Origin of the sequence: Rhodococcus qingshengii JCM 15477, from assembly GCF_023221595.1 — a bacterium.
In the GTDB taxonomy this organism is placed as follows: domain Bacteria; phylum Actinomycetota; class Actinomycetes; order Mycobacteriales; family Mycobacteriaceae; genus Rhodococcus_F; species Rhodococcus_F qingshengii.
The window spans coordinates 41,618-63,902 of record NZ_CP096565.1; the positions used below are offsets into that span (position 1 = coordinate 41,618).

Below are 22,285 nucleotides of genomic sequence, written 5' to 3' on the forward strand. Positions count from 1 at the left end.
GGTCAGGGTCGCGGTGAGGTGAGTTGCCGGTGGCTGCGCAGGATCTCGGTGGCCGCGCGGAGGTTGCGGGCAGCCTCGGCGAGGTGGGTTGCGATGTCCTGGTCATGGGCGGCAACGTCTTCGGCGGTGTCCGTGCCGGGGGCGGTGTAGAGGGTGTGTAGCTCTTCGCGTGCATCACTGATTCCGGCGAGGGAGTCGTCGAGGGCGGCGAGCATGGTGCGGAGTTTGCGGTCGACGGATTCGCTGTCGCGGCGGAGCTCGGCGTCGAGTGCGCGGTCGACGAAGTCTGCATCGGGAGTGAAGGTGAATGCGGCGGCGGTCATGGTGTCCTCCGTAAGTTGTTGGATGGTCCGGAAGTGCTGGGTGTGGCTGATGGTGTCCTGCCTTATGTGGCTCGAAACGAGTGGCCGCCCAGCGCTTCGGGACGCCCTGGCTGCTGATTGAAAAATGTGCTTCGAGTGCTGTTTACGGAGATGACGGTGGGGTGTTCCTCGGGCCTGATATGAGTAGGCGACATGGAGGAGCGATGAGAGAAACTCACACCCACGCATGGGTTGGAATCGACGCCGGCAAGGGCCATCATTGGGCGGCAGTGGTCGACGAAGCAGGGTTGATCGTGTGGTCGCACAAGATCATCAACGACGAGACCGCGATATTGCACGCGCTGAGCGAAATTCTGGCCTTGGCCGACGAACTCCATTGGGCGGTAGATATTTCCGGTACCTCCTCGACGTTGTTGCTTGCTCTTCTCGCCGCGCACGGACAGAGTGCGGTTTACGTCCCTGGTCGCACCGTCAACAGGATGTCCGGCGCGTATCGAGGGGAGGCGAAAACCGATGCCCGCGATGCCTATGTGATCGCGGAAACTGCTCGACACCGACGCGATCTGTCTGTGTTGATTCCACCGGCCCAGCTGGCCGCGGAACTCGCGCTTTTGACCTCGCATCGGACCGATCTCGTCGCTGACCGAGTCCGGCTGATCAACCGTCTGCGTGACACTCTCACCGGTGTCTTTCCTGCGCTCGAGCGGGCTTTCGACTTCGGGCGTCACAAGGGCGCGTTGGTGTTGTTGACCGGTTTCCAGACGCCGCGCGGCATTCGGCGACGCGGACGCGTTCGTTTGAGCTTGTGGCTCGGTAAACGTGGGGTACGCGGGGCGGACGGTGTCGCCGAGATTGCGTGGGAAGCGGCGTCCGCGCAGAATGTGGTCCTGCCTGGTGAGGCTGTTGCGGCGCAGTTGGTGGCCGATATCGCCGACAGAGTCCTCGCAGTGGACGTCCAGCTTGCTCGTCTCGACGCGCAGATCGGTGAGACCTTCCGCCGCCATCCACAGGCTGCGGTCATCGAATCCATGCCCGGTATCGGTCCGATCCTCGGCGCGGAATTCGTTGTCGCTGCCGGTGATATGTCGGCGTACTCCGATGCCGGTCACCTCGCCTCGGCAGCGGGGTTGGTTCCGGTCCCCCGCGATTCCGGCCGCCGAACCGGCAACATGCACCGACCCAAACGCTACAGCCGGCGACTGCGGCGCGTCTTCTACCTCTCCGCTCAAACCTCCATCATCAAAGATGGACCGAACCGCGAGTTCTACCTCAAGAAACGAAGTGAAGGAATGAGACACGTTCAAGCGGTGATCGCCTTGGCCCGTCGACGAGTGAGCGTGATCTGGGCATTGTTGCGCGACGACCGACTGTTCGTCGTTGATGCACCCGCCGTCCGAACTGCTTGATTTCCTCATTGAAACTCGTTTCGCTGGTGAAAGTGTGTGATCAGGCGGCCGTGGTGAGCTTCTTGATTTCGTCTGGGCGGAATCCGCTCCAGTGGTTTTCTCCTGCGACGACGACGGGGGCTTGCAGGTATCCGAGGCTCATGACGTAATCGCGGGCCTGTGCGTTTTCGGTGATGTCGATGACGTCGTATTCGATTCCCGCTTTGTCGAGTGCGCGGTACGTGGCATTGCATTGCACACATGCGGGCTTGGTATATACGGTGATCGCCATTGTCATTCCCCCTCGTCGGTGATTCTTTATTGATTTCATTCTATCGAACATTGCAATATAAACCAATACTTTCGTGGATATTTCTTCGATTAGTTTCCGCTTTAGTTAATGGCATCTTCAATCATTTCCACATTCTTTCTCTAATGCCGAACCGTGACATACGCAGCTACCTGCATGCGTTCTACCTGAATTTTCTCCCCCTCCCCCGGTATGTGCCGATATTCTGGTCTCGGCGGGAGTGGGTCAAGGTGAGTGTAGGAAAAAATATCGTAGCGCCTTTGTTCGAGCGTGCGAGTGGCGCGTGTGGATATTATTTCTGGAGCGGCCTTGATGCGCGAGTGTCGGGATAGAAGAATGTTCACACCGGGGCGGGTCGATTTCTTTTCCTTGCGCTTTTATCGCGGTTCGTGGCCGGCGGCCGGGTGCTTTCTCGAGTGTCTGTGGTGGTGTCCGTATTCCGCCCTTCCGGTCCGCCGGTGGCTCTGACCGCCGGCCGGAGGCGGAAGGTGCGGGGCGGAAGGGCGGGCGATCCCCAACCCTTTCGGGCCGGGGATCGCCGCTTCATCGGGTCAGTCGATCGCGACCTCGTCGAATGTGAGCTGTCCGGTGATGATTTCCTCGACGGCGGCGAGGGTGTAGCCCTGTTCCATCAGGAAACTGAGGTACTGGTCGGCATTCTTGGGCTTGGATCGCCATGCGTCTTTGACCATGCGGGACTCTTGCGCGGCGATCACCAACGCGAGAAGCAGCACCTGAGCGCGAGCCTCGGACACCTTCGCCACTTGCTCGGCCAACTCTCGGCCGGGGTAGTAGCCCTTGAATCCGAGCAGCTCACCGAGTGATTCCGCTGCCTTGTATTCCGAGATCAGTCCGGGATCGCGGGCGAGGGTGGCCGCGACGTAGGCCGCTGCCGTTTTCGGCGGGGTCTTGCGGGCGAGCAAGGTCGTGCGCAGAAACTCGCGGCGGACGGTGGTCGCGGCCTCGGCCTGCTTGTTCAACTCGCGGACTCGTCGCCGTTCCTGCTTGTCCTTCGCTTCCTGCTCGCGCACTGCCCGAGCTGCCTCGGCGGGGTCGTTTCCGCTGCCACCTGCGGCGGCGGGAACGGCGTCGATGATCGGTCGCGGCTCGAGTCCAGCGCCGTCCTGGTCGATGCACCAGTAGTCCGGTAGGTACTCGGGCCGGTAGTCGACGGTGTTGGCGTGCCGTAGCCCTTCCTCTGGTACGGCGGAATCGTCGTCCTCGGTGTCCCAATCGACATCGTCGTAATCGACGCGCTCGCCGGTGGCTTTGTCGAAAAACGCATCGTTCAATCCCAGAAACACTGCCCAGAACTGCGGGGCTGCGTCGACCAGCTCTTGGGTGACCTCGTCGCCGTCTGTGGTGACCAGCTCGGCCGGGGACACCTCGTCACGGAAACTGCGCCGATCGAAGGGAAAGATCGTAAATCCCTTCTCCGCGAACGGAGCTGCGGCGAGGGCATATGCCTCCCGTTCTTCACGCAACCCGCGTAGTCGCTCCGCTACGTGGTCGAAGTCGTACGACCTGGTGGCCAGAAGCTTTTCGACGGCTTCGGCGTCTCCGGCTTCCTCGAACTCGGCCACTACTGCCGCATGTGCGAGGTCGAGCTGTCCGGCGTCGAGGGCGGCGCGGGCTGCCTCGGCTTTCCCTACCGCTGCCTGGGCTTTGACATCCTTTTTGTCCATCGCGAGGGTCTTGGACACCTTCGTGATGGATGCGCCGAATTCGAGCATCTGCGCAACCCCTCGGGTGTGCTGCGCTGCGGTCAGCCCTTCGCGGTGCCGGTTGGCGGTGATCTGCTTGCCGATCCGGTCGACGGCGCGGGCCTTGTCGCTTCCTTCGGTGTCGGGGTAGATCACGACGGGGATTGTGGTCAGGCCGGTTTCGCGGGCGGCGAGGGTGCGGCGCTGGCCGTCGCGGACGACGATCGTTCCGTCTGCGGTTCGGACGGCGCTGATCGCTTCGAGTACTCCGTTTTCGCGGATGGATTCGACGAAGTCGGGGGTCTGCGCCAGATCGACGCTGTCGCGGACGTTCTCGCCGATGTCGAGGGTGTCCGGGTGCAGCTGCGCCACCTCGAGTGCTGCGTCGGGGGCGGTGTGTGTTGCGGTCACGGTGTTGCCTCTCGTAGACTTTCGGACACAACACCGGGCAGGTAACAGCTGCCCGGTGTTGTGTTGTTTCCGTAGGGTTTTCGATCTCAAGCGGTGGCCGGTTCCAAGATCACTTGATCGGCCGTGGGGTGACGGTCTCGGCAGCTATCGGCCTCGATGTGTGCGTCCATCAGGGCGGAGGCGTGGCCGTGGTAGTCGAGCGCGATGAGCAGCTCCACGAACACGTCGATTTCCGAACAGCAGTTGTGCTCGACGACGCTGTCGAGATACTCGGCTGTCTCGAACAACTTCGCCCAGGCATCTGCTTTCTCGCAGATGTTGTGCAGGTCGTAGCCGTACATCGTTTTCTCCTTCGGTCGGGCGGTTGTGGTCGGTCATGCTGCGCGTCCTTGCAGGTGACGGATGGGTGGGTGGTTAGTTGGTGGGGGCGGCGGCGGCGTCGATGTCCTCCTCGGGGTGTCCGGCGTCGCGGGCTGCGGCGCGGGAGGCTGCGAAGGCGTCGACCAGGGCGGTGACGTCGATGAACCCTTCGCGGCTGCGGTCGAACATCGCTGCATCAAGGGCTGCGGTCGCCTCGACAACGGCGACTAGCGCGGGTGCGAGGGTGCCGGTTTCGGTGCTCACGTGGTTTTCCTTTGTTTCGGGGGGCGGGTTGGCTGTCGTCTACTCGGCATTGACGCACTGTGCGGCGTCGTTGTGCATGCGAGGGCAGGAGTAGTCACCGCACCCGCACGTCAGTCCGGCGTAGTGGTTGGTTGCTGCGTTGTAGTCGCCGCTCATCGGTGACCTTTCGTTCGTGGCTGGGGACGAATCCCGTTCCCCGCCGATTTTTTTCGCCTTCTGGCATAGGAGAGTTGGACCGGCATTAGGGGGCCGGAGTGCAACTGGTGAGCGGAAGAGTTTTTCTGCGAGCCTGCGAGTGCGGGTTGAAAAAGTCTTTCGAGCCGAAGGCCGAAGCGAAGCGGAGTCAGCGGTTGCGCGCAGGTCACCGCCGGTCAAAATCGGAAGGCCAGAAGGAGAAACAAATAAAACGCTTTTCCAGACGGAGCGAAGCGGAGTTCTCTTCGGGGGACACCGCAGGTGGCCGGGCCGCCGGGCAGGCGGATGCAATTGGTGATCCGACCGACCGGGGTGCCCTAGTGTCCTGCGCCGGTAAGTAACCTTCCGATATGGCTCTCGGAAACGGGTTGGTCGCTCGCATCGAGCGCACCGTGGACTTCTACGGTCCCGGCCGTCCGATTCCGGCAGACGAGCTTCACGCGCGATTGCATGCGCTCGACATCGTCCCGGACAAGGATTTCTCCGAGTTCGTGGGACGTTGGGGTGGATGCTTCGTGGGCGTGTCAGTGCACGCATGGGACAACGCCGAACTTATCGGTCGTGAGACATGCATCGAGCTGACCATTGGGGCGCGTGACGCATACGGTGCCCTCATCGACGGGGTGGTGTTCGCTGACGACGGGTCGGGGAATCCGATCTGGATCGCTGCGGACGGAAGTGTGTGCTTGGTCGACCATGACAACGCGAACACAGTTGTTCGACTGGCTGCCAGTTTCCGCACGCTGTTGGAGGAGAACGTCGACGACTGACCCACGAAGGCATCCGCGCGATATCGACTGCCCCTCGTCGCCCTCGCGGGCCGCATGTCCGCGGTGGTCGTCCCAAACGACCGTACCGGTCGCCGAGATGGTGTTTGTACATGCAGGGCCGGTGAGCCGTACTACTCACCGGCCCTTTTGGTGCGTTCAGGAGGTAGCAGGCACTTCGGTGACGGCGTCGGCAGTCACGAGCAGGTCGATCTCGACGAGATTGGTTCCGCCGGCATCGGTGACACGCACGGTTACTCCGGCCAGCCATTGGCCGTCGTGCATTTTCGCCCAGAATTTCAAGGCTCCGTCCAGGTATCCGGACATGTAGAGCGCGGAGGTTTTCACGCGCATGCTCACGTGATCGGCGCGTGATGCTCCTCCGCGTCCGAGTGGAAGTGCCCGGCCGATGTCGACTTTCACTGCTCTCGGCTCGTCGAATGTCCTGATCACGGGGTGATCGGGCCAGCGTTCGGTCCAGTGGTCGGTGTTGATCACTGTGCTGCCCGGAGCGGCGGTGTCGCGGCGAGGGCAGTGTCGTCGACGGTTGCCCAGCGGAGCTGTCCGCTCTCGTCGCGGATCTCCAGGCTTCCGGTGCGTTTTTGGAATCCTTTGCCGGCGGCCGCGACGTCGAGCTGGACTCCGGTCACACGCCCTCTCCCCGCTGATAGACCCGTATATCCGGACACCCGCGACGAGATCCGCAGATCCGGACCGTCCCATTGCCCTTCTGTGACAATCAACAGCGATCCCTTACTCCTCGCGCGCGCGGCCACAGCCCGTCCGCGAGAGGGCGTTACAGCGCTGCCACAGAGCCCCAGAACAACCACGTCGAAACCCTCCAGCAAAATTGCGGCGCAGTCGATTGCAGCGTCCTTCGGCTGGGGCACCAGCGCGACCTTTGCTAAATCTCCGCCTTGCTCGTGGAAGGCGAGGAGTCCGAGTCCGGGCATTCCGATCACCGCCACGTGCCCACCGGCAGCGGTGACGGTGGCGAGTAGTCCGATCAGGACTGAAGCTGCGCCGTCGACACTGACGACGGTTCCTCGGGCCAGCCCGCCGCGTGGGAGCAGATCACCGATCGGCTCCGGAACGGGAAGCATCCGGAGGGTTGATTGCGCGGTGGCCACGATCGGAGTCGGCTCGCGCTCGCCGACGGGTTTGAGCATCACCGACGGCGTAGCGGGTTCGGTGCCGTCGGAGCGGGCAGGGATCGAGGCCATCTTGCGGCGTAGCTGTTCGAGCTTTTCCGCCTTGGTCAGCACTGTTGTTGCTGATGAGTGGGGCTGTTGATTCATCCTCGCCCCCGCTTTCCTGGATCCGCGCGTACGTCCCGCACACCCAGGGTACTCGAACACAGGTTCGATAAAAACAGGTTCGGGAGCGGCTGAGCTTTACGCCGGTCCGGCGATCGGCTCGAGCAAACTCGGACCGTTGTTCCTCGGAGAGTTCACAGCGGTCGAGACTTCATAGGGTTCGAGGTGCGGCTCCGGAACGGAGTTGATCATGGCCTGGACTTCACCTTTATCAGTGAGTGTCGGGTCGAGCCAGTGCTCCCAGAATGATTCGGGCAGAATCAGCGGGGATCTGTCGTGTATGTGCCCCAAGGAATCTGAGGCTGGCCGGGTCAAGACTGTGCAAGTCCATACCCATTTGTTCGGATCATCTTCGGGCAGTTCGGGATCGGGCCACAACTCGTAGAGTCCGGCCATTGCAAGGATGTCGTCCTCGCCGTGAAGGAAGTACGGAATCTTCGACCCTGCTTCGCTTTTCATCCATTCGTAGTATCCCGTGGCCGGGATGATGGCGCGCCGTTTGGATGCACTATTTCTGAATGAGGGCTTCTCCGTGACGGTTTCGCTGCGGGCGTTGATGAGTTTGGACGCCATCTTCCGATCTTTTGCCCAGGCAGGGAGCAGGCCCCATTTGGCAGTTCTGAGCTGGCGCTGGGGCTCGGCGTCGGGTTCCTCGTGTGGGGTTCGTTCGAGGATCACCCGGACAGGTTGGGTGGGGGCGACGTTGTAGGACGGGGGCAGTTCGTCGCCGACGGTTTGCATGGTGTCGAAAAACGACTGCAATTCCTTGCTTGAGCTTGTGCTTGCATAGCGCCCGCACATGGCCTGACCTCCTCGTAGTCGGTTCCTGTCCCATTGAACAGCGTGGGTCCGACTTCCGCGCCAAACGCCGTGTGATGATCTGTGCGAGTACGTCGTCGACTGTCGCGGAAGGGGAAGTGCGATCACCAGTCCTCGGCCGGCGCCTGCCGATGTCGCTTTGGCGATCGTGGCCGCAACGGTCCTCGGTGTCACCGTCGGGGTTCTTCTGGCCGACGTGGTGGCCGGCGTGGCAGTCGGGGCCGGTACCGCGGTGGTCTTCCGCTTCGTGTTGCGGACGATCATCACCCGGAAATGACCGCCAGCGCTGGTCAGCGGATCGGAATAACTCTGCGACGGTGTTCGTTGTAGAGGCTGTCGGTGTTCGGTTCTTTGCCCCGGGTACCACCCCAGAAATGCCGCTTCGAGCGGCCACTTGCCGAGAGGCGCAAGACGGGCACCGACCCTGTGAAGCCGCTGGACACCTTTCGGTGCCGGCGGCTTCGTCATGTCCGAGGTCAGGGAGACGGGTTGCATCAGATGCAAGTTTGATGCATCTGTTTTGGGTTCCGGCTGCTCGTCGTGCCGGTGGTCAGTGTCGGCCGGGGAGGTCGACGTCATCGGCGGTCTTGTCGATGCGCATACCTTTGAATGCTGGGTGTCTGAGTCCGCCGCCGGTGTACTCGCGGTACTCGACGTCGCACACTAAAAGCGGCTCTGACCAGCGGGCTTCACGGGTGATTGCTCGTGGTGGCGCGATCGCGAACGGGCTGGTGGGTCGTTCGATGTCGATGAGTTGTTCGCGTAGTTCGCGGCGCTGTCTCGAAGAAAATCCGGTGCCGACGTTTCCGATGTAGACGAGCGATCCGGAGTCGTCGTGGGCGCCGAGGATGAGAGATCCGATTCCGCCGGCGGCATTGCCGGATCCGGGGACGAATCCGCAGATGATTCCTTCCGTGTTGGCGCGGAGCGGTGTTTTCAGCCAGCTCGGGGACCGTTTTCCGGGTTGGTAGGTCGAGGTGATGCTTTTGGCGACGATGCCTTCGAGGTGGTGTGTGCGGGCGACCTCGAGCATGGTCGGTCCGTCGACGTTGAGCCAGTGGGGTGGGACTTTGATGCGCGGGTGTTCGAGGCTGAGGTTGGCGAGCGCTTCGCGGCGTTCGAGGTAGGGCAGGTCGGTGGTCGATGTTCCGTCGATGTCGAGGACGTCGAAGACGTAGTAGGTGGTCAGGGCGTCGTTGCGGAGCTGCGCGGTGGGTTTGAGGACGTGCATCCGGCGCTGTAATCGGGAGAAGGACGGGACACCGTCGGGGCCGAGTGAGACGATCTCGCCGTCGAGGACGGTTTCGCGGTGGTCGAGCACGGCGCTGAGTGCGTCGACGATCTCGGGAAACGAGGCGCTGAAGTTGTTGCCGTTGCGCGACCACAGTGCCGGCGGTTTGGTGCCGGTGGTGGCGATGGCTCTGACTCCATCCCATTTCGACTCGAAGGCCCTTAACTGCACAAACTGCGAACAGGACAAGTTGTCACGCGTCCGACTGTCAAAGTAGCGGCTTGTCGATCTGTTCGCGGAGGATATCGCCGTGACCCGCGTGCCTGGCGAGCTCTTGGATCATCAGAAGCAGCGTCCATCGCATGCTGACGACCCCTTCTCGGGGAGTGTCCATGATGTCGTCGAGGTCGAAACGAGAGGCGATCTCACGTGACCGTCGACTGGCGCGCTCGAACTCGGCGATGACATCCGCCAGCGCCTCGTCGTCGGCAACAGCGAAGGTGCCCTCGTCGCGGCGGGAGTATCCATCACACTCAGATTCGCTGAGTCCTGCCCAAAACCGTTGGAACCAGATTCGTTCCGCGGCAGCGGCATGCTTGATCAACGAGATCGGTGTCGTCAGCGATAAGACGAGTCGTCGACGAGCGTCGATTTCAGAGAGTCCGCGCACGGTCTCGATCAGCGCTTCGCGGTTCCGGTCGAGCATGTTCTCAATGATCGATCGCTCCGTGCCGGTAGTAATTATGTTGGTAATAATAGTCTTTCACTCGTTTCAGTCAGGCGGACGGCCAAGGACCGCCGCTCGCTATCAGTTGGGATGGGTTACGCACAACAGCAACCAAATGCGGGGAGAAGCGAAATGTCCGGCACCGGGAACCGAGCCAGAGAAAGGCGATGTGATCCGTTTGTCATCAAGGACGATGTGCTTGGGAATGCAAGGATAGGAGCCAGCGTCAACACCGCGGCAAGGTTCTGCAGTCTGCTAGTAGTCTATCGCATAATTGCAATTCGGGAGAGGACGACCGCCCGAACCTTGCGCCTGCCAGCGCTTGTCGACACGTCTGACAAGGCGATACCCATCATGTGTGAGGCTGAACGGTGTGCGCGACGATGTCCGGGAAGCTGGGCATGTTGAGTTGAACGGCACGACGGGCCCGCCGATCGATGTGGTCCAGTTTTTCCTCGGTTGCCACGAGGCTCACGCGGAGTCCTTCTGCTTCGCCGATCCAGCCTTCGCTGTCCGCCTCGGTAATTCGGGCAGTAAGGTTGTCGCGTATCTCGACCAATCGGAAACGTTGTGCGGGATCCACACGCAATACGGGGCACCGGATGCAACTGTGTTCGTGTTGGCAGCTGGTGCCGTAGGCGCGGCCGCATTCGCCGAGGGCGAGTTTACGGCGCTCGAAATGTCCGAGAAACTCATCCCATTCGGCATCTGTCGGGGTGCGGTATTCCTCGCTCGGGCGAAGGGCGCGTCGGCGCGAGATGAAGGCGCGGTGACCGTTGATCGCTTCCTCCGGGTAGATGGCTTTGTATCCCATGGTTGTGTTGATGTCTTTGTGCCCCAACAGAACTTGAGCTATGTGAGGAGGCATGCCGTTCATGATGGCGTCGGTAGCGAAGATTCGGCGCAGATCGTGGGGCTGGAAGTACAGCGGTTCGCCTGCTGCGTCCTTCACTCCTGCCGCATCGATGAGTTCGGTCAGTGCATTGCGGATCAAGCCTGCGGATACCGCGCGGTGGTGACCACCGCTTTTCCATTGGAACAAGAGTGGGGCGGGTGCCACCCAGATGCGTTCGTTCCGGTCGTAAAGAGGCACAAGGGGAACCCCTCCGTCCGCGCCGCGTATTCGGGACACGATCGTCGACAGCATGTCGGCGAGGTCCGGGCTGACCACAAGTAGGCGTTCCTCGTCTGTCTTCGAGGGTGCAATCTGCAGTAGCGGGATGAGCTCTCCGGTGGAGGGCAATCGATATTGGGTGATGCTGTGGTGGCTGATTTCGAGCATCTCTTCTATTCGAACGCCGGTGTGTCGCAGGACTTCCACACTTGCCAGAGCCCAGAATGCCCGGTTCTCGGCTTCCCGGAGCCGGATGGTTCGCCCCTCGGAGTCGTAGATCACCGGAATGCCGTCGGCGCTTGCTTTCAACCATGGGTCCGACTTGGTGTAGGTCTTGCCGAGGACGCTGAATTTGGCGCCCGGCGATGCCGCAACAGCGGCCTCGAGGAGCATCTTGGCGTCATGGGCTCGTTGTTCTGCGATACGCACCAGTTCTGGCAGTCGAGGTAGTCGCTCTCGTGTGCGCTGATCCATACGTGCTTTGCGTCGGCGTCCGATCTTCTTCGCGCTCGTCTCTCTTGGGCCGATCGGACACGGCGCTACCCACCGCGCCCACCGCGCGGGGTCGAGAGCTGCCCACGCCGCCAGGTCGAGATAGAACGCGCGCACAGCTGTCAGCATGTCGGTGTAGTTCATTCGTGGACTACGGGTCTCGGCGTACGTTCCGTCGGGGAGTCGGCGGCGGCTGACCTTCCAATGCATGCGTTCTTTCCACGCCTGGGCTACACCGCGGTCGAGTTGCAGCGAGTTGATTCCCGGATGGGTGGTCTCCAGGTTTTTCCAGAAATGCAGCGCCAAATGTCGTGAGAGATTGTCGAGCGTCGTGTAATCCAACGAGGGGTGACGCTCGGACAGATAGTCCACGAGGAGATTCCGGACGTCGGAATTTGCGATGTCGAAGCGGTCGACGAGTTCTCCGACGGTGCTCTGCCCTCGATACACCGTGACGAATCGTAAAGTCGGTGGCGCGTCTGGTGGAAAGATCCCGATGTCGTGGAGAAGTTTGTAGAAGAGGTAGCGAGTTTTACCTCTCGAACATACGGCGAGCTCCGCCTGGCGGAGTTCGACGCAGTCACCGACGGTGATGTCGGAGAGGCCGCCGCCTTTGGACAGGATCAACATGGAGATCTGCCATCGTGCAGTTCGACCCTGCATTGCTTGGGCAGTTTCCGCACCTGCCGCAGCCTCCAGTCGCTCGAATCCTTTCGGATCTCGGCTGATTGCCGCCCAGTCGCGCCAGTAGTGCGACCGGTGCAGTTGGACCACGAAACGTAAATCGGGGCGAATCAGATCCGCGACGAACAATCCGATCAGGGCATGCGTCAGGACTGTGGACCGGACGGATGGCACCCCCTGTTCGTCCAGCCACATTTCCGGTACCGAAACCCATCCGAGACCGTGTTCGGCGACGCAACTGCCGTTCCAGCGGTCTTGCCAGCTCTTTCCCGGAAACGAGTTCAGCCAACGCAGAAGCATCCCAGCACCTCGGACAGCATCGCGCTGAAAGTTCTCGCTACCCGGAGCCCGGATCATGAGCGCTTCCACCCGCTTCAGTGCGGCCGCGCGGCCGAGTTCAGTCGTCTTCCACGACGACGGCACCACACGCGGTGGATACCGATCGAGGAGTGTGTCGATGACACTGCGATTCGCACCTTCGCGGGCATCGACGTTCAGGCTCCAACTGGCAGGCACTTTGGAGACACGTGCAGAAACCATCAGCGTCGACCTCCGAAAAGTACGTCCAGTACTGCCGGGTTGTAGCCCGGCGCTGGCGGTGCGTGCAGCGATTGGGTGTTACCGGTGTATCGAGCATGGTGGGCTCGGACGTGTGCGAAAACTTCGTCGCGACTCGGGGTCAGATACAGCTGAGTGGTTGTCAGGTGCGCGTGGCCCAGGATCCATTGGACATCGGACAACGGCATGTCAGGATCGCTCGTCATCCGAAAAGCGGCGGTGTGGCGCAGGTCGTGAATGGTCCAATTGGATCCCAACACCGACTGCGCCCGTGAGAACATCGCGCGCGCTCCCGAATACGACAGCTGCCGCCACGGCCTTCGCAACGTCATCCACAAGGGATGATCGCAGCCGCGAGGGGCATCCTTTCCCCATGCCTCTTCTTGATAGATCCGCAACCACACGAATGCATCTGGCGACGCCGGCAACTGTTGGACCTCCCGGGTCCCCTTCCTTATTACCGTGATCAATTGCTGGCCCGGGTCCGCACTCTGCTGGGACATCGACAGGAGTTCGTCGGCGCGGGCACCGGTCGAGACCCAAAAGGCCAACATTGCCCGATCTCGGTTCGACGACAACGCCGCGAATAGTTCGTTGAAACGATCGTCGGGAATCCGCTTGGGTATCCGTTTCGGAACCTTGGGTCTGTATCGGCCCTTCCGCTCGTTACGAAACGGATCGTGCGGATCGTGATGCGCGTTCGACCGAAAGGCACGGGGCGAGCGATCCACCGGGAACGGATTGACGACCGGCCCAGCACCGATGCTCATCTGAAAATCGTAGAACGCCCGCAACACTGTTTCCGCGTGCGCGCGAGTGGCCGGGGAGAATTTCTGTCCCTGCCGCGGCTTGCCGGTGACCTCGTTGACCACCCAATTACCACTCTTGGTCGCGTTGCCCCCTACAGGTGTTGTGCCGGAGACTTTTTCGCCCCGCCTCCGCCAGTGTTCACGCCTGGGTTTATCCGCAATCTTCATCCAACGCGCAAAATCACGGCCCTCCGCGGGAGTGGCTCTCTCCCATCCCACATCGACCGCTGCGAGAAATCTCCACCACCGCAACAAGTCATGTCCGTACGATCGGATCGTCGCCGATGACCGGTCACACGCGTGAAGTTCCTCGAAAAATAGTGTCGCAGTGCCGATTACCTCACCTGACGCATCGAGTAACCGGTAGGGCTCTGCTTCGGAACCTGTCGAAATCAGCCGCCCCACGTCGGGAACGACAAGCCCTGCAAGATCAGTCCGGCGCGTCTCGCTGCACATACTGAGGAAAGTATCAGCACACACCCTGACCTGCAATGATGCGATTCGTTAGTTCAGTTAATACGCCAGCGCTCCCCCGTTGGTGGCTGCCCGAGTGTGGCGAGCATCGGCGGCACTGGTTTTCCGGTGGCGGCGCTCATGCCTTCTACTGTGCGCGGGTTTGTACTGGTTTCGGCCGGTTTTCCGAGGTTGAGACAATAGTGAGATGAGCGAGACTGCGGAACCGGATGAGGTTCAAGGGTTGGGTGGGGTCCAGCCCCGGATGAGGGCCAGGCCGGCACGGTGCTGACTTCGGATGGTCGGTGGGCGTACCGGTACAAGGATGGCGCGGAGCTCATCATGATGAAGATGCCCGAGCGTCCTACCCCGGCATAGGAGTACACCAGTCAGGCCCGCACCGAATCCGCCATCCGGTGCGGGCCTTCTTGGTTGACTAGCTCAACTGTGTATTCATCTTGCTTGCAAGCCATTCCGCGTCCGACTGGACCATCGGTCCTCGAAGGCAGTAGCGGCCGCCGTTGTCTTGGACGTAATGGGTGAAGCACTCGTTCTCGTATCCGCCGTGTTCTTCGGTGCGGGGTATCGCGACAAATCGTGTGGGAGCGGCTGTTTCGGTCATGGTGATGCCTTTCTGAGAGTCGGTAGAGTCGCTCCCCTGTCACCAGGTCGAGGGTGGGCTGTCAACCCCGTAGAGCGGAGCGTGGGTTGACGGGTCGGGTCCCCGGCATGGTGTTCTGGGGCGACTTGTACGACGACTTTCTTGACCACTCGGGGCTGCGTAGCGGCAACGGCGCCGGAGGTGTCGTTCGGTTCTTGTGTGTGGCCGGCGGTGGGTGTGTGCGGTGGTGGGCACCTCCCGCTCGGTGCGCTGGCGTGGTGATTGTGCGGGAGCGACGGAACTGGACCACGGGTGGTGTCGCGGTAGCTCTGGTTTGTGGTGGTGAATGAGTATCAGGTCGCCACGTGTGACCGATCTGCAAGGATTGTTGCAGGTCAGGACTTCGGCTTGCGCTTCGGTCTGGTCAGTGTGGCGACCTGGTGCTCGTCGCGAGTTCGAGGATAGTCCGGTGGCCCGACATGCCAGAAGAATGCGTCAGCTTCCAGTAATCCGAAGCGCTCATACAAACCTGAGTGAGAACTGGAAACATTTCTCCCGACCCGCAAAGTCGGTAGTTATCGTCATCGCGCCAGATCGTTCCGAAACTTCACACTTCAAGAGGGATATTTGAGTCGAGGACTTTAAATCCGCCGTCGCAAAACTCGTTAGAGGAGGCGAGTGCAGCTAGCAGGACTGGCCACCAGTGATTAGGCCCGTAGTTACGTTTCTTTGTTCTATACTCAAGCTGTAGGTAACTGGAAACATTTGCTGAACCACCGATCCTGTAGAACTCCTCCAGAGCGGATAGCATACCGGTCACTGTTTCGACCGAATCTTCCGCATATCGAGCTGCTAGATCCAGTTCGGCAAATTGATGACGGTGTATCTTCCATATTTCCTCCGCCATACTAACAGGCCGAACAACCGTGAAGATGATAGTCACGGAGGTTCCGACCGAGACAGAGGCGGTCAAGTACAGGTCGGGTTTTTCGGGAAGTTTATCGAAGTACGGGTGAAGGAATCGCCGTCCACCGTCTGGATGAGAGTATTTGTTTAGCTTTTTTCCGTTACATATCCGACAGATCGGAACTAGGTTAGGCGCATATACGGCGTACTCACCAAATATTGATTTGGGGAGATAGTGATCGATTTCAGTTGCTTTAAGCTGGTAACAGTAGGGGCACTTCTTCCATGGAGTTGATTCATTTTTAATCGACTCTTTCACACGCTTGAAGTAAACCAGGTTCAGATAAGGCGCGTTCTTTTCCAGTTCATCTTGATCAAGCTCGGATATATCGGGATCGGCCTGCGGGCCACCTTTGTCCATAACTCGGTCCATATACGTGACATAAAGTTCGAGAACTTTTGCAGCCAGAGCGTCTGGGCGAAGATTTCCCTTAGATTTCTGATCGGCGGCGACGTACCGGTAGTTTTCTACGTCACTGGTCGTCGTCTCAATGGCGCCGATCATTGCAGATTCCGATAGTTCGCTACAAGCGCTCGGCCTTGCACGCTGAGTCCGTTCTCAAACATCTCGCTAATTTCTTCTTCAGTATGGTTCTTCGCGAGCATTCGTAGAGTACCTTGATAATCAGTGGCACTGTTGTCGAGCGAGAAGACATGCCTTGTGATGGAACCGATATTCTCTGCAAATGTTTCGATTTCGGGTTGCCGGAGAGTCGCGGGACCGCCGTCACGTTCGAGGATGCGCACAAATTGCGACGGCATTTCTTGCACAACTACTGGACTGTGTGTCGCGATAATTGCAAATGAGTTGCTTTCTGCTAGTAGCAACTGGATCGCGCGAAGCAATGCCGCAACCAAGGGCGGGTGCAGGTGTGTCTCTGGCTCGTCGATTAGAACTAGAGATCGGGTACGAAGACGAGTAGCGAGTTGAGTGACAATGTTCAAAACAATTTTATGGCCCGTGCTGAGTTCTTCGAAGGCTGCTATCGCCTCGATTTGATTTATCCCATCGCCCAGTTTCGTCAGATCGATTCCAGCCTGTCCAAAAGATGGTTCGCGGGCAAGGGCTTGAAACGCCGAAATCAAGTATTCGCGAGTTTCCAGCCGCCCGATTGCATTTAGCGCCTCCATGAATTCGGACTGAATCTCGTCGATTGATTTCAACTCAAAATTTTCATTCTCCATGCTTGTCTGGCGGCGCAGCCCGCAGTACACGTATCCGAACGCGACATTCGAGGCACTATTCGAATTTTTATCCCCCACGCCAAGAATGCTTTCTGGCGTTTTAAATGTGTCGAAGGCGCTGTAGGAGATGGCTACGACTGCACCGAAGGTTGTGTCGGTGCCCGATATTTCAGACTTATTGGAGCCTGCATCACCTCGGCCACTGCTTGCTGCGAGCGCGAGATCGGCGAGCAAAGTAGTTTTTCCCACTCCGTTGTATCCGATCAGGACGTTGCTTCGCCCCGGTAGATCTCTTGAGTCGTCAAACTCGAATGGCAGCAGACTTGTCGATCCTTCTCTGCGCCATTCGAATTGGAATGACATTCGATCCGTACTTAGCTTATTTCCATGAAGGAGTTCCCTTCCCGCCTTAAGGTTATTTACTGCCTCACCAAATCGCAGTAAAGACGTATTCCACCCCGCCTGCCCTTCGAACGCTTCTTCGATCACAGGGTCATAGGCCGCATCTCTAAGTGCAACCAAGTAGCTATGCCTTAGGTCCCGAGGGATCTTCATCAGTTGCTCGTAGTACTCAATACTTTGCCCTATTGAACAGAAGTCATCATTAAGATTTTCAAATAGCGGCGAAAGTTTGGGGCGACTACCCTCCTGATTTCGCTGGAGGATCTTAACATTCCCGAGCTTGAAATCTTCGTCGGACCCACTTGTACGAAGCGAAGCGGAGTACATGGTTTTGAAACCGAAGTCGTCCCAGTTATCTTCCCAAAGCCACACGTAGGGAGGCTCGGGTAACGGACCAGGTCGCGAGTCCAAGACGAATTTCAGCTGACCATTCTGTCGTTGCACCCCCATAGGGTATCTGGCCCGGGCGAGTAGCACCGCTAGATGCTCAGGAATCCTCGGCGGAGCCCTGAGCGCCTTTCTGCGGCTTTGGGTGTGCGTTTTGACCCTCGTCATACCGGACGGTGAAGATCGGGCGTCTGGGTGCGACTGACGTGGCGAAATTTCGTACCGAAACGTCCAATTTTGGTGTCCGTTGGATTTGTCCGTTATGGCATAGGCTCTAGTGGACAATTCGTGTTCGGCAGTGGGGGTGGCGTGAAAATCGGGTATGCGCGGTGCAGTACGGTCCGGCAAGACACGGCGGTTCAGGTTGATCTTCTGGCGAAGGCCGGGGTGGATCGTGACATGGTCTATGTCGATCATGGTGTCAGTGGCCGGCAGGCTCGCCGGCCGGGTTTGGATAATGCGATCAACGCGGCTCGGGCCGGCGACGTGTTTTGTGTGACGAAGCTCGATCGGCTGTCTCGCTCGGCGAAGGATTTGCATGAGACGGTGGAGCGGATCGCGGAGAAGGGTGTGTCGCTGTCGATTGATGGTCAGGTGTACGACCCGGCTGATCCGATGGGGAAGATGTTCATTGGCATTCTTGCGTTGATGGCGGAGTTCGAGTCGGATCTGATTCGTTCCCGCACTCGTGATGCTGTTGCCGCCGCGACAGCTGCTGGGAAGATGAAAGGTAGGCCGCACAAGCTCTCGCCCGAGGAGCGTGCGTACCTACTGCAAATTTATGAGACGGGCCAGTTCAAGATCGAAACACTATGTAAGAACACGGGTTTGAAGCGTTCGTCGTTGTATACCAATATCCAGCTTGCGCGGATCGAGCGGGAAGCTAGCGGCCGGACCCCTCGGGTCGAGAACTGAGCTCGAAAGTGGGATCCGGCCGCTAAGTCAATGGTGCAGATGTTGTCGGTCTAGTTGTCCCTCAAGCAATTTCGACCAGTTGATATTGAGGTCGACACCCGTATTTTAGATCAGGCGGGCGTGAAGGCATTGCGCAACTGCGCTGTTACCACGCCTTCGAGACAGGTTGCGAGGTCGATGTCTTCTCGCAGGGTTGCTGATGCGTTGGCTGCTCCGACGGTGCCAGCGCACAGGTTCCATGCGAGTCGGTGCGCGGTGGGGGTGTCGGTGAGTTCTCCGTCGGTGATGGAGTTTTCGACGATGTCACTGATCGCGTCAACCCAGTGCGCGAAGGCTGCGCCGTTGACGACGGTGGGTTCGAGGGTGAGTTTCATTCCTGCGCAAAGGTTGGCGTTCTCGGCAACCAGGGCCATTGGGATGATCGCAAGGGCAGCCGCAATGGCAGGTACGAGTGGACTGTTACCGAAGCCCACCACAGGTCATACCCCGGATCTTCAACTGGTTGTCGGCACGTGTCTCTACAGTCAACTCGGGTAACAGTCCGGATCGAGTGTCAGGAGCAGGGCCGATGACGTTCGTCAACGATGCTCCATCCCCGCTGCCCGGCATGCCCGACAGCGCTCCCGCGCTGCGGGCGTTCCAGATGACGTTGATCGGGCAGCCCCAGCCTGTACGCATTCCGGAGCGTCTGTGGCGTTCTTGGCTCGACAATCCTGCCGTCGTTTCTCGTTTCGAGTCCAAGCGATTCCGACGCCGCCGGGAGCAGTGCTGGCCGTGGATCGGCGGTGTGTCTTCGACCGGGCATGGTTCCTTCCGGGCGGCGAGTCTGCCTGGGCCGTCCCGCCGCGGGACCGTGCCGGCGCATTTGTTCGCCTACCAACTCGAAGACGGTGTCATCTCGAGGTTGGGCTGGTCCAACACCGACGACGCGGTGCTGTGCCACCAATGCGACTTCGCCGGCTGCACCAACCCGGCACACATGCAGTTGGGAACCAATCGCAGCAACCGCAGCGAATACGAGCTCCGGCGACGCAACATCGCCAGCCCACTCGCCGACGTTCGAGGACCCGCGGGTCGCACTCGCGCCATTGCCACCGCGATCCGTACCGGGATCGAACAAAACGTAGGAGTCGACGTCATCGAAGAGCGCATCGCTGCGGCCGAGGCTGCAGGACGTCCGCTCTCGCTCTGGTAGCGAATATTGCCATTCGATACTGACGATGCACGTTCAATGTGGGTGTATTTCGTTGCGGTGCAGCGACTTTCATCCACAAAATGACATAATATAGGTTATCGGCGAACAAGAAGGTCGAGTTCAACTAGATGAGAGAACTCGTCCCATTGGATCTCAAGCGAAACTGCTGCCTGTGGCCGGTGACGACTTGCTGCCGGACGGTGGCCCACGAGCCTGATCCCCAGATCGACATCGGTTTATGCAAACAGATGAGAGATTCTCGCGCTACACTTGCGTTCATGCAGAGTGTTCCAGGTCGGCTGCCAGAGTTCCTGTCGAACGGCGTCGTCGGGCTGCTGCGACCCGAGGACCGAGTCTTTGAGGCGATGCTCGATGGCTGGCGAGCGCAAATGCTGGCCCGTGGGCTCGGTGTGCCGTTCATTCGGTCCTCGTGCGGCCTGGTCTCTCGGTTCCAGGAGCACTCCAACGAGTATCCGTGGGGCTGGCAGCCGATCCATGTCGATGAGTTCCTGGCTGATCGACGAACCGGGCCGAAAGCCGTCTCGGTGTCGACGCTGCGCGCGAACGCTGGCACGATCAGGTCCTTCTGCTATTACGTCACTGACGAAAGGTATGGGTGGGCTGCGTTCTGCAGCAAAGTATTTGACGACGTTCCCGCCCAAGTCGTGTTCGAGTGGAACACGCCGCGCCACAAGACCGATGACGCCATCCCAGCGGACCGGCGCAGCTTCACTCAGACCGAGTTGCAGACATTCTTCGACACCTGCGATGACCTCGTCGATCAAGAGTTCGCCAAGGGCTCGAAGCGCTGGCTCCCACTGATGCGAGACTCCACCGCGTTCAAGGTGTGCTACGCCTACGGTTTGCGCCGTCGGGAACTTTCCATGCTCGACTACCACGACTTCGGCCCAAATCCGCACGTAGACAAGTACGGCCGCTATGGCGCCGTTCAGATCCGCTACGCCAAAGGCATGTCGGGGTCAGGACCGCGCCGTCGCACTGTTCTCACGGTGCCTGAGTTTGACTGGGTGGTCGATCTTCTCGATCACTGGCTCTCGCCGCAGGGTCGCGAACAGTTCGCCACTGCGGACCGCTCGGCCTCGTTGTGGCCGTCGGAACGGGCTGGCGCCACGGGCATCCGCAACTTCAATCGCACCTTCACTGCGGTCCGCGAACTGGCTGGGCTACCGACAGAGTTGAAGATGCACTGCCTGCGCCACTCCTACGTCACTCATCTCCTCGAGGCCGGATACGATCCTATGTTTGTCCAGCAGCAAGTTGGCCACGCCTACTCATCCACCACCGCGCTCTACACCTCAGTCTCGGCAGACTTCAAACAAAAGACCATCCAACGGATGATCCAGCAACGAATCGTCACACGTGACGAAAGAAGGACCGGGAAGGACACGTGAGCGAGCAACGCCGAATCGGCTATCGCTGGAATCTCCGCCAACGAATGGCCGATCACAACCTCTGGAAGACAACGGAACTCATCCCGCTTCTCAAGTCCCGCGGAATCAACCTATCAAACGCACAAGTGCACCGATTGGTGACAGGCACACCCGAGCGGATCCCTGCGCGCACCTTCGCCGCGCTGTGCGACATCCTTGAATGCACACCCAACGATCTCTTCGAACCATATGTCGAGATCCGAGCTGCGGCCACGGCCGACGCACCGGCCAACCCGGCCGACCTAGGCATCAGCGACAAGCGCTCGGTTGCCCGCCGGATCCGAGTCGTCCGTAGCGATGATGACGATGGCAAGACCACGTAAACCTGAAGACCCACAACGGTGGGAAGTTCCATGCGATCGCTGCGGTGAGCACAGAGAATGTGTCGTCACCTGGCAGGGCCTCGGAGTGTGCGGTTACTGCTACCAAGCAGCCAAACGAACTCGAGGCGTATGCGCGTGCGGTCACGACGGGGTGTTGCCGGGAATCATCAACGGCCAGCAGGCGTGCCGCAAATGCGCGGGCATAAAACTCAACGTCGACTGCGTTGAGTGCGGCGCCGAGGAAGAACTGTACGCACAGGGATGCTGCTGGCGATGCGTCCTGAGGGCGACCGTCGACCGACTACTGACGAATCCAGAGACTGCTAGCATCAACGACGAACTGAAACCCTTTGCAGCTGCCCTGAAGTCGATGAAACGGGCCAACAGCGGTCTGACCTGGATCAACCAGGAACATGTCACAGCGTTCCTCACCGAGCTGGCCCGCACACCGCTCGTTTCCCACGACGTCATCGACCAACTCCCCCGATCGCGCACCCGAGAATACGTCCGAGAACTCCTGGTCACCCACCAGATCCTGCCGCCCAGAGACGGACTACTCCACCGCTACATCGACTGGTCCGATGAAGCCCTCGACCGGCTGAAGTCGTCCGAGCACCGGGAAGTCGCGACCCGGTACATTCGTTGGCATCACCTGCGGCAGATGTATTGCATGGAGTCGGTGTCACACGGCACGTTCCTGCGGTCGAAGCAAACCGTTTCCGTCACAATCGAATTCCTCAACTGGCTCACCGACCGGGACATCTCGATCGACGATCTATCCCAAGCGGATCTGGACGCGTGGCAGGCCGAAGGCCCGAGCACGCGAGAGTTCGCCATCCGGTTCCTCGCGTGGGCAGTCAAGACAAAGCTGGTCGCTCGGGTGTCAATGGCCACGAAGTTCTCCCCGTAGGCGGCCAGTAGTTCTCCCCGCTGGTGGCC

At 59.9% G+C, this 22,285-nt stretch carries 24 protein-coding genes and 1 pseudogene; 9 read left to right on the forward strand and 16 right to left on the reverse strand.

The window, feature by feature from the left end; all coding sequences use genetic code 11:
• Positions 1-2 precede the first annotated feature (2 nt).
• A complete protein-coding gene (locus M0639_RS30295; RefSeq protein ID WP_064074587.1) occupies positions 3-323 on the reverse strand; it encodes a hypothetical protein in 321 nt (106 codons plus the stop codon).
• A gap of 203 nt (positions 324-526) precedes the next feature.
• On the opposite strand from M0639_RS30295, the gene M0639_RS30300 reads away from it, so the two are divergent.
• A complete protein-coding gene (locus M0639_RS30300; protein ID WP_064074586.1) occupies positions 527-1,729 on the forward strand; it encodes an IS110 family RNA-guided transposase in 1,203 nt (400 codons plus the stop codon).
• Between the two features lie 40 nt (positions 1,730-1,769).
• Here M0639_RS30300 and nrdH read toward each other — a convergent pair whose 3' ends face one another.
• The 4 genes from nrdH to M0639_RS30320 all read right to left on the reverse strand — a co-directional run bounded on the left by nrdH (position 1,770) and on the right by M0639_RS30320 (position 4,756).
• A complete protein-coding gene (gene nrdH, locus M0639_RS30305; protein ID WP_064074585.1) occupies positions 1,770-2,000 on the reverse strand; it encodes a glutaredoxin-like protein NrdH in 231 nt (76 codons plus the stop codon).
• A 569-nt stretch (positions 2,001-2,569) separates the two neighbouring features.
• A complete protein-coding gene (locus M0639_RS30310; RefSeq protein ID WP_064074584.1) occupies positions 2,570-4,132 on the reverse strand; it encodes a ParB/RepB/Spo0J family partition protein in 1,563 nt (520 codons plus the stop codon).
• A gap of 86 nt (positions 4,133-4,218) precedes the next feature.
• A complete protein-coding gene (locus tag M0639_RS30315; protein ID WP_003945385.1) occupies positions 4,219-4,473 on the reverse strand; it encodes a hypothetical protein in 255 nt (84 codons plus the stop codon).
• 73 nt (positions 4,474-4,546) lie between these two features.
• On the reverse strand, positions 4,547-4,756 hold the full coding sequence (locus tag M0639_RS30320; protein WP_064074583.1) for a hypothetical protein: 210 nt from the start codon (positions 4,754-4,756) through the stop codon (positions 4,547-4,549).
• A gap of 545 nt (positions 4,757-5,301) precedes the next feature.
• On the opposite strand from M0639_RS30320, the gene M0639_RS30325 reads away from it, so the two are divergent.
• Complete coding sequence (locus M0639_RS30325) at positions 5,302-5,721, forward strand: SMI1/KNR4 family protein (protein WP_064074582.1); 420 nt, start codon at positions 5,302-5,304, stop codon at positions 5,719-5,721.
• 156 nt (positions 5,722-5,877) lie between these two features.
• Here the strand turns inward: M0639_RS30325 and M0639_RS30330 are convergent, their stop codons facing one another.
• A complete protein-coding gene (locus M0639_RS30330; protein ID WP_042953505.1) occupies positions 5,878-6,216 on the reverse strand; it encodes a hypothetical protein in 339 nt (112 codons plus the stop codon).
• Positions 6,213-7,016: a hypothetical protein gene (locus tag M0639_RS30335; protein ID WP_064074581.1), complete on the reverse strand. Its 804-nt coding sequence runs from the start codon at positions 7,014-7,016 to the stop codon at positions 6,213-6,215. Before M0639_RS30335 ends, M0639_RS30330 begins: the two co-directional genes overlap by 4 nt.
• Here M0639_RS30335 and M0639_RS35240 point away from each other — a divergent pair.
• Positions 6,980-7,087: pseudogene (locus M0639_RS35240) on the forward strand (hypothetical protein); the annotation flags it as partial. The gene M0639_RS30335 and the pseudogene M0639_RS35240 sit on opposite strands and share 37 nt — an antisense overlap.
• A gap of 25 nt (positions 7,088-7,112) precedes the next feature.
• On the opposite strand, the gene M0639_RS30340 reads toward M0639_RS35240, so the two are convergent.
• A complete protein-coding gene (locus M0639_RS30340) occupies positions 7,113-7,835 on the reverse strand; it encodes an SOS response-associated peptidase (protein ID WP_064074597.1) in 723 nt (240 codons plus the stop codon).
• Between the two features lie 166 nt (positions 7,836-8,001).
• Here M0639_RS30340 and M0639_RS34995 point away from each other — a divergent pair, with 166 nt between their 5' ends.
• The gene (locus M0639_RS34995) at positions 8,002-8,130 is read left to right on the forward strand and encodes a hypothetical protein (RefSeq protein WP_256063984.1); all 129 of its coding nucleotides are present in this window, start codon (positions 8,002-8,004) and stop codon (positions 8,128-8,130) included.
• A gap of 273 nt (positions 8,131-8,403) precedes the next feature.
• On the opposite strand, the gene ligD is transcribed toward M0639_RS34995, so the two are convergent.
• The 7 genes from ligD to M0639_RS30375 all read right to left on the reverse strand — a co-directional run bounded on the left by ligD (position 8,404) and on the right by M0639_RS30375 (position 17,447).
• A complete protein-coding gene (gene ligD, locus M0639_RS30345; RefSeq protein ID WP_082893206.1) occupies positions 8,404-9,315 on the reverse strand; it encodes a non-homologous end-joining DNA ligase in 912 nt (303 codons plus the stop codon).
• 37 nt (positions 9,316-9,352) lie between these two features.
• A complete protein-coding gene (locus tag M0639_RS30350; protein WP_143541263.1) occupies positions 9,353-9,841 on the reverse strand; it encodes a DinB family protein in 489 nt (162 codons plus the stop codon).
• Between the two features lie 322 nt (positions 9,842-10,163).
• The gene (locus tag M0639_RS30355; RefSeq protein ID WP_076949024.1) at positions 10,164-12,641 is read right to left on the reverse strand and encodes a site-specific integrase; all 2,478 of its coding nucleotides are present in this window, start codon (positions 12,639-12,641) and stop codon (positions 10,164-10,166) included.
• Entirely contained in the window at positions 12,641-13,924 is a 1,284-nt protein-coding gene (locus M0639_RS35245; RefSeq protein ID WP_064075513.1) for a tyrosine-type recombinase/integrase, read from the reverse strand. The genes M0639_RS30355 and M0639_RS35245 overlap by 1 nt, the downstream gene beginning before the upstream one ends.
• 433 nt (positions 13,925-14,357) lie before the next feature.
• Positions 14,358-14,543, reverse strand: a complete 186-nt coding sequence (locus M0639_RS30365; RefSeq protein WP_064075722.1) for a hypothetical protein — start codon at positions 14,541-14,543, stop codon at positions 14,358-14,360.
• Positions 14,544-15,129: 586 nt separating this feature from the next.
• Positions 15,130-15,993: an HNH endonuclease gene (locus M0639_RS30370; protein ID WP_064075721.1), complete on the reverse strand. Its 864-nt coding sequence runs from the start codon at positions 15,991-15,993 to the stop codon at positions 15,130-15,132.
• Complete coding sequence (locus M0639_RS30375) at positions 15,990-17,447, reverse strand: AAA family ATPase (protein ID WP_190287616.1); 1,458 nt, start codon at positions 17,445-17,447, stop codon at positions 15,990-15,992. Before M0639_RS30375 ends, M0639_RS30370 begins: the two co-directional genes overlap by 4 nt.
• Before the next feature lie 324 nt (positions 17,448-17,771).
• Here M0639_RS30375 and M0639_RS30380 point away from each other — a divergent pair, with 324 nt between their 5' ends.
• The gene (locus M0639_RS30380) at positions 17,772-18,377 is read left to right on the forward strand and encodes a recombinase family protein (RefSeq protein ID WP_019750088.1); all 606 of its coding nucleotides are present in this window, start codon (positions 17,772-17,774) and stop codon (positions 18,375-18,377) included.
• A gap of 110 nt (positions 18,378-18,487) precedes the next feature.
• Here the strand turns inward: M0639_RS30380 and M0639_RS30385 are convergent, their stop codons facing one another.
• Positions 18,488-18,751, reverse strand: a complete 264-nt coding sequence (locus tag M0639_RS30385) for a hypothetical protein (protein WP_230544130.1) — start codon at positions 18,749-18,751, stop codon at positions 18,488-18,490.
• A gap of 194 nt (positions 18,752-18,945) precedes the next feature.
• Here M0639_RS30385 and M0639_RS30390 point away from each other — a divergent pair, with 194 nt between their 5' ends.
• From M0639_RS30390 to M0639_RS30405, 4 genes are all read left to right on the forward strand, one after another.
• A complete protein-coding gene (locus M0639_RS30390; protein ID WP_019750086.1) occupies positions 18,946-19,572 on the forward strand; it encodes a hypothetical protein in 627 nt (208 codons plus the stop codon).
• Positions 19,573-19,850: 278 nt separating this feature from the next.
• Entirely contained in the window at positions 19,851-20,984 is a 1,134-nt protein-coding gene (locus tag M0639_RS30395) for a tyrosine-type recombinase/integrase (protein WP_064075756.1), read from the forward strand.
• On the forward strand, positions 20,981-21,346 hold the full coding sequence (locus tag M0639_RS30400) for a helix-turn-helix domain-containing protein (RefSeq protein WP_054802584.1): 366 nt from the start codon (positions 20,981-20,983) through the stop codon (positions 21,344-21,346). The genes M0639_RS30395 and M0639_RS30400 overlap by 4 nt, the downstream gene beginning before the upstream one ends.
• A 151-nt stretch (positions 21,347-21,497) precedes the next feature.
• On the forward strand, positions 21,498-22,256 hold the full coding sequence (locus tag M0639_RS30405) for a hypothetical protein (protein ID WP_248671234.1): 759 nt from the start codon (positions 21,498-21,500) through the stop codon (positions 22,254-22,256).
• Positions 22,257-22,285 lie beyond the last annotated feature (29 nt).

Bases quoted from the DNA above. Each gene is read 5' to 3' on its own strand.
- M0639_RS30295 (WP_064074587.1), bottom strand. From the start codon at position 323: ATGACCGCCGCCGCATTCACCTTCACTCCCGATGCAGACTTCGTCGAC.
- M0639_RS30300 (WP_064074586.1), top strand. From the start codon at position 527: ATGAGAGAAACTCACACCCACGCATGGGTTGGAATCGACGCCGGCAAG.
- nrdH (WP_064074585.1), bottom strand. From the start codon at position 2,000: ATGGCGATCACCGTATATACCAAGCCCGCATGTGTGCAATGCAATGCC.
- M0639_RS30315 (WP_003945385.1), bottom strand. From the start codon at position 4,473: ATGTACGGCTACGACCTGCACAACATCTGCGAGAAAGCAGATGCCTGG.
- M0639_RS30325 (WP_064074582.1), top strand. From the start codon at position 5,302: ATGGCTCTCGGAAACGGGTTGGTCGCTCGCATCGAGCGCACCGTGGAC.
- M0639_RS30335 (WP_064074581.1), bottom strand. From the start codon at position 7,016: ATGAATCAACAGCCCCACTCATCAGCAACAACAGTGCTGACCAAGGCG.
- M0639_RS30340 (WP_064074597.1), bottom strand. From the start codon at position 7,835: ATGTGCGGGCGCTATGCAAGCACAAGCTCAAGCAAGGAATTGCAGTCG.
- M0639_RS30355 (WP_076949024.1), bottom strand. From the start codon at position 12,641: ATGGTTTCTGCACGTGTCTCCAAAGTGCCTGCCAGTTGGAGCCTGAAC.
- M0639_RS35245 (WP_064075513.1), bottom strand. From the start codon at position 13,924: ATGTGCAGCGAGACGCGCCGGACTGATCTTGCAGGGCTTGTCGTTCCC.
- M0639_RS30365 (WP_064075722.1), bottom strand. From the start codon at position 14,543: ATGACCGAAACAGCCGCTCCCACACGATTTGTCGCGATACCCCGCACC.
- M0639_RS30370 (WP_064075721.1), bottom strand. From the start codon at position 15,993: ATGATCGGCGCCATTGAGACGACGACCAGTGACGTAGAAAACTACCGG.
- M0639_RS30385 (WP_230544130.1), bottom strand. From the start codon at position 18,751: ATGAAACTCACCCTCGAACCCACCGTCGTCAACGGCGCAGCCTTCGCG.
- M0639_RS30390 (WP_019750086.1), top strand. From the start codon at position 18,946: ATGACGTTCGTCAACGATGCTCCATCCCCGCTGCCCGGCATGCCCGAC.
- M0639_RS30395 (WP_064075756.1), top strand. From the start codon at position 19,851: ATGCAGAGTGTTCCAGGTCGGCTGCCAGAGTTCCTGTCGAACGGCGTC.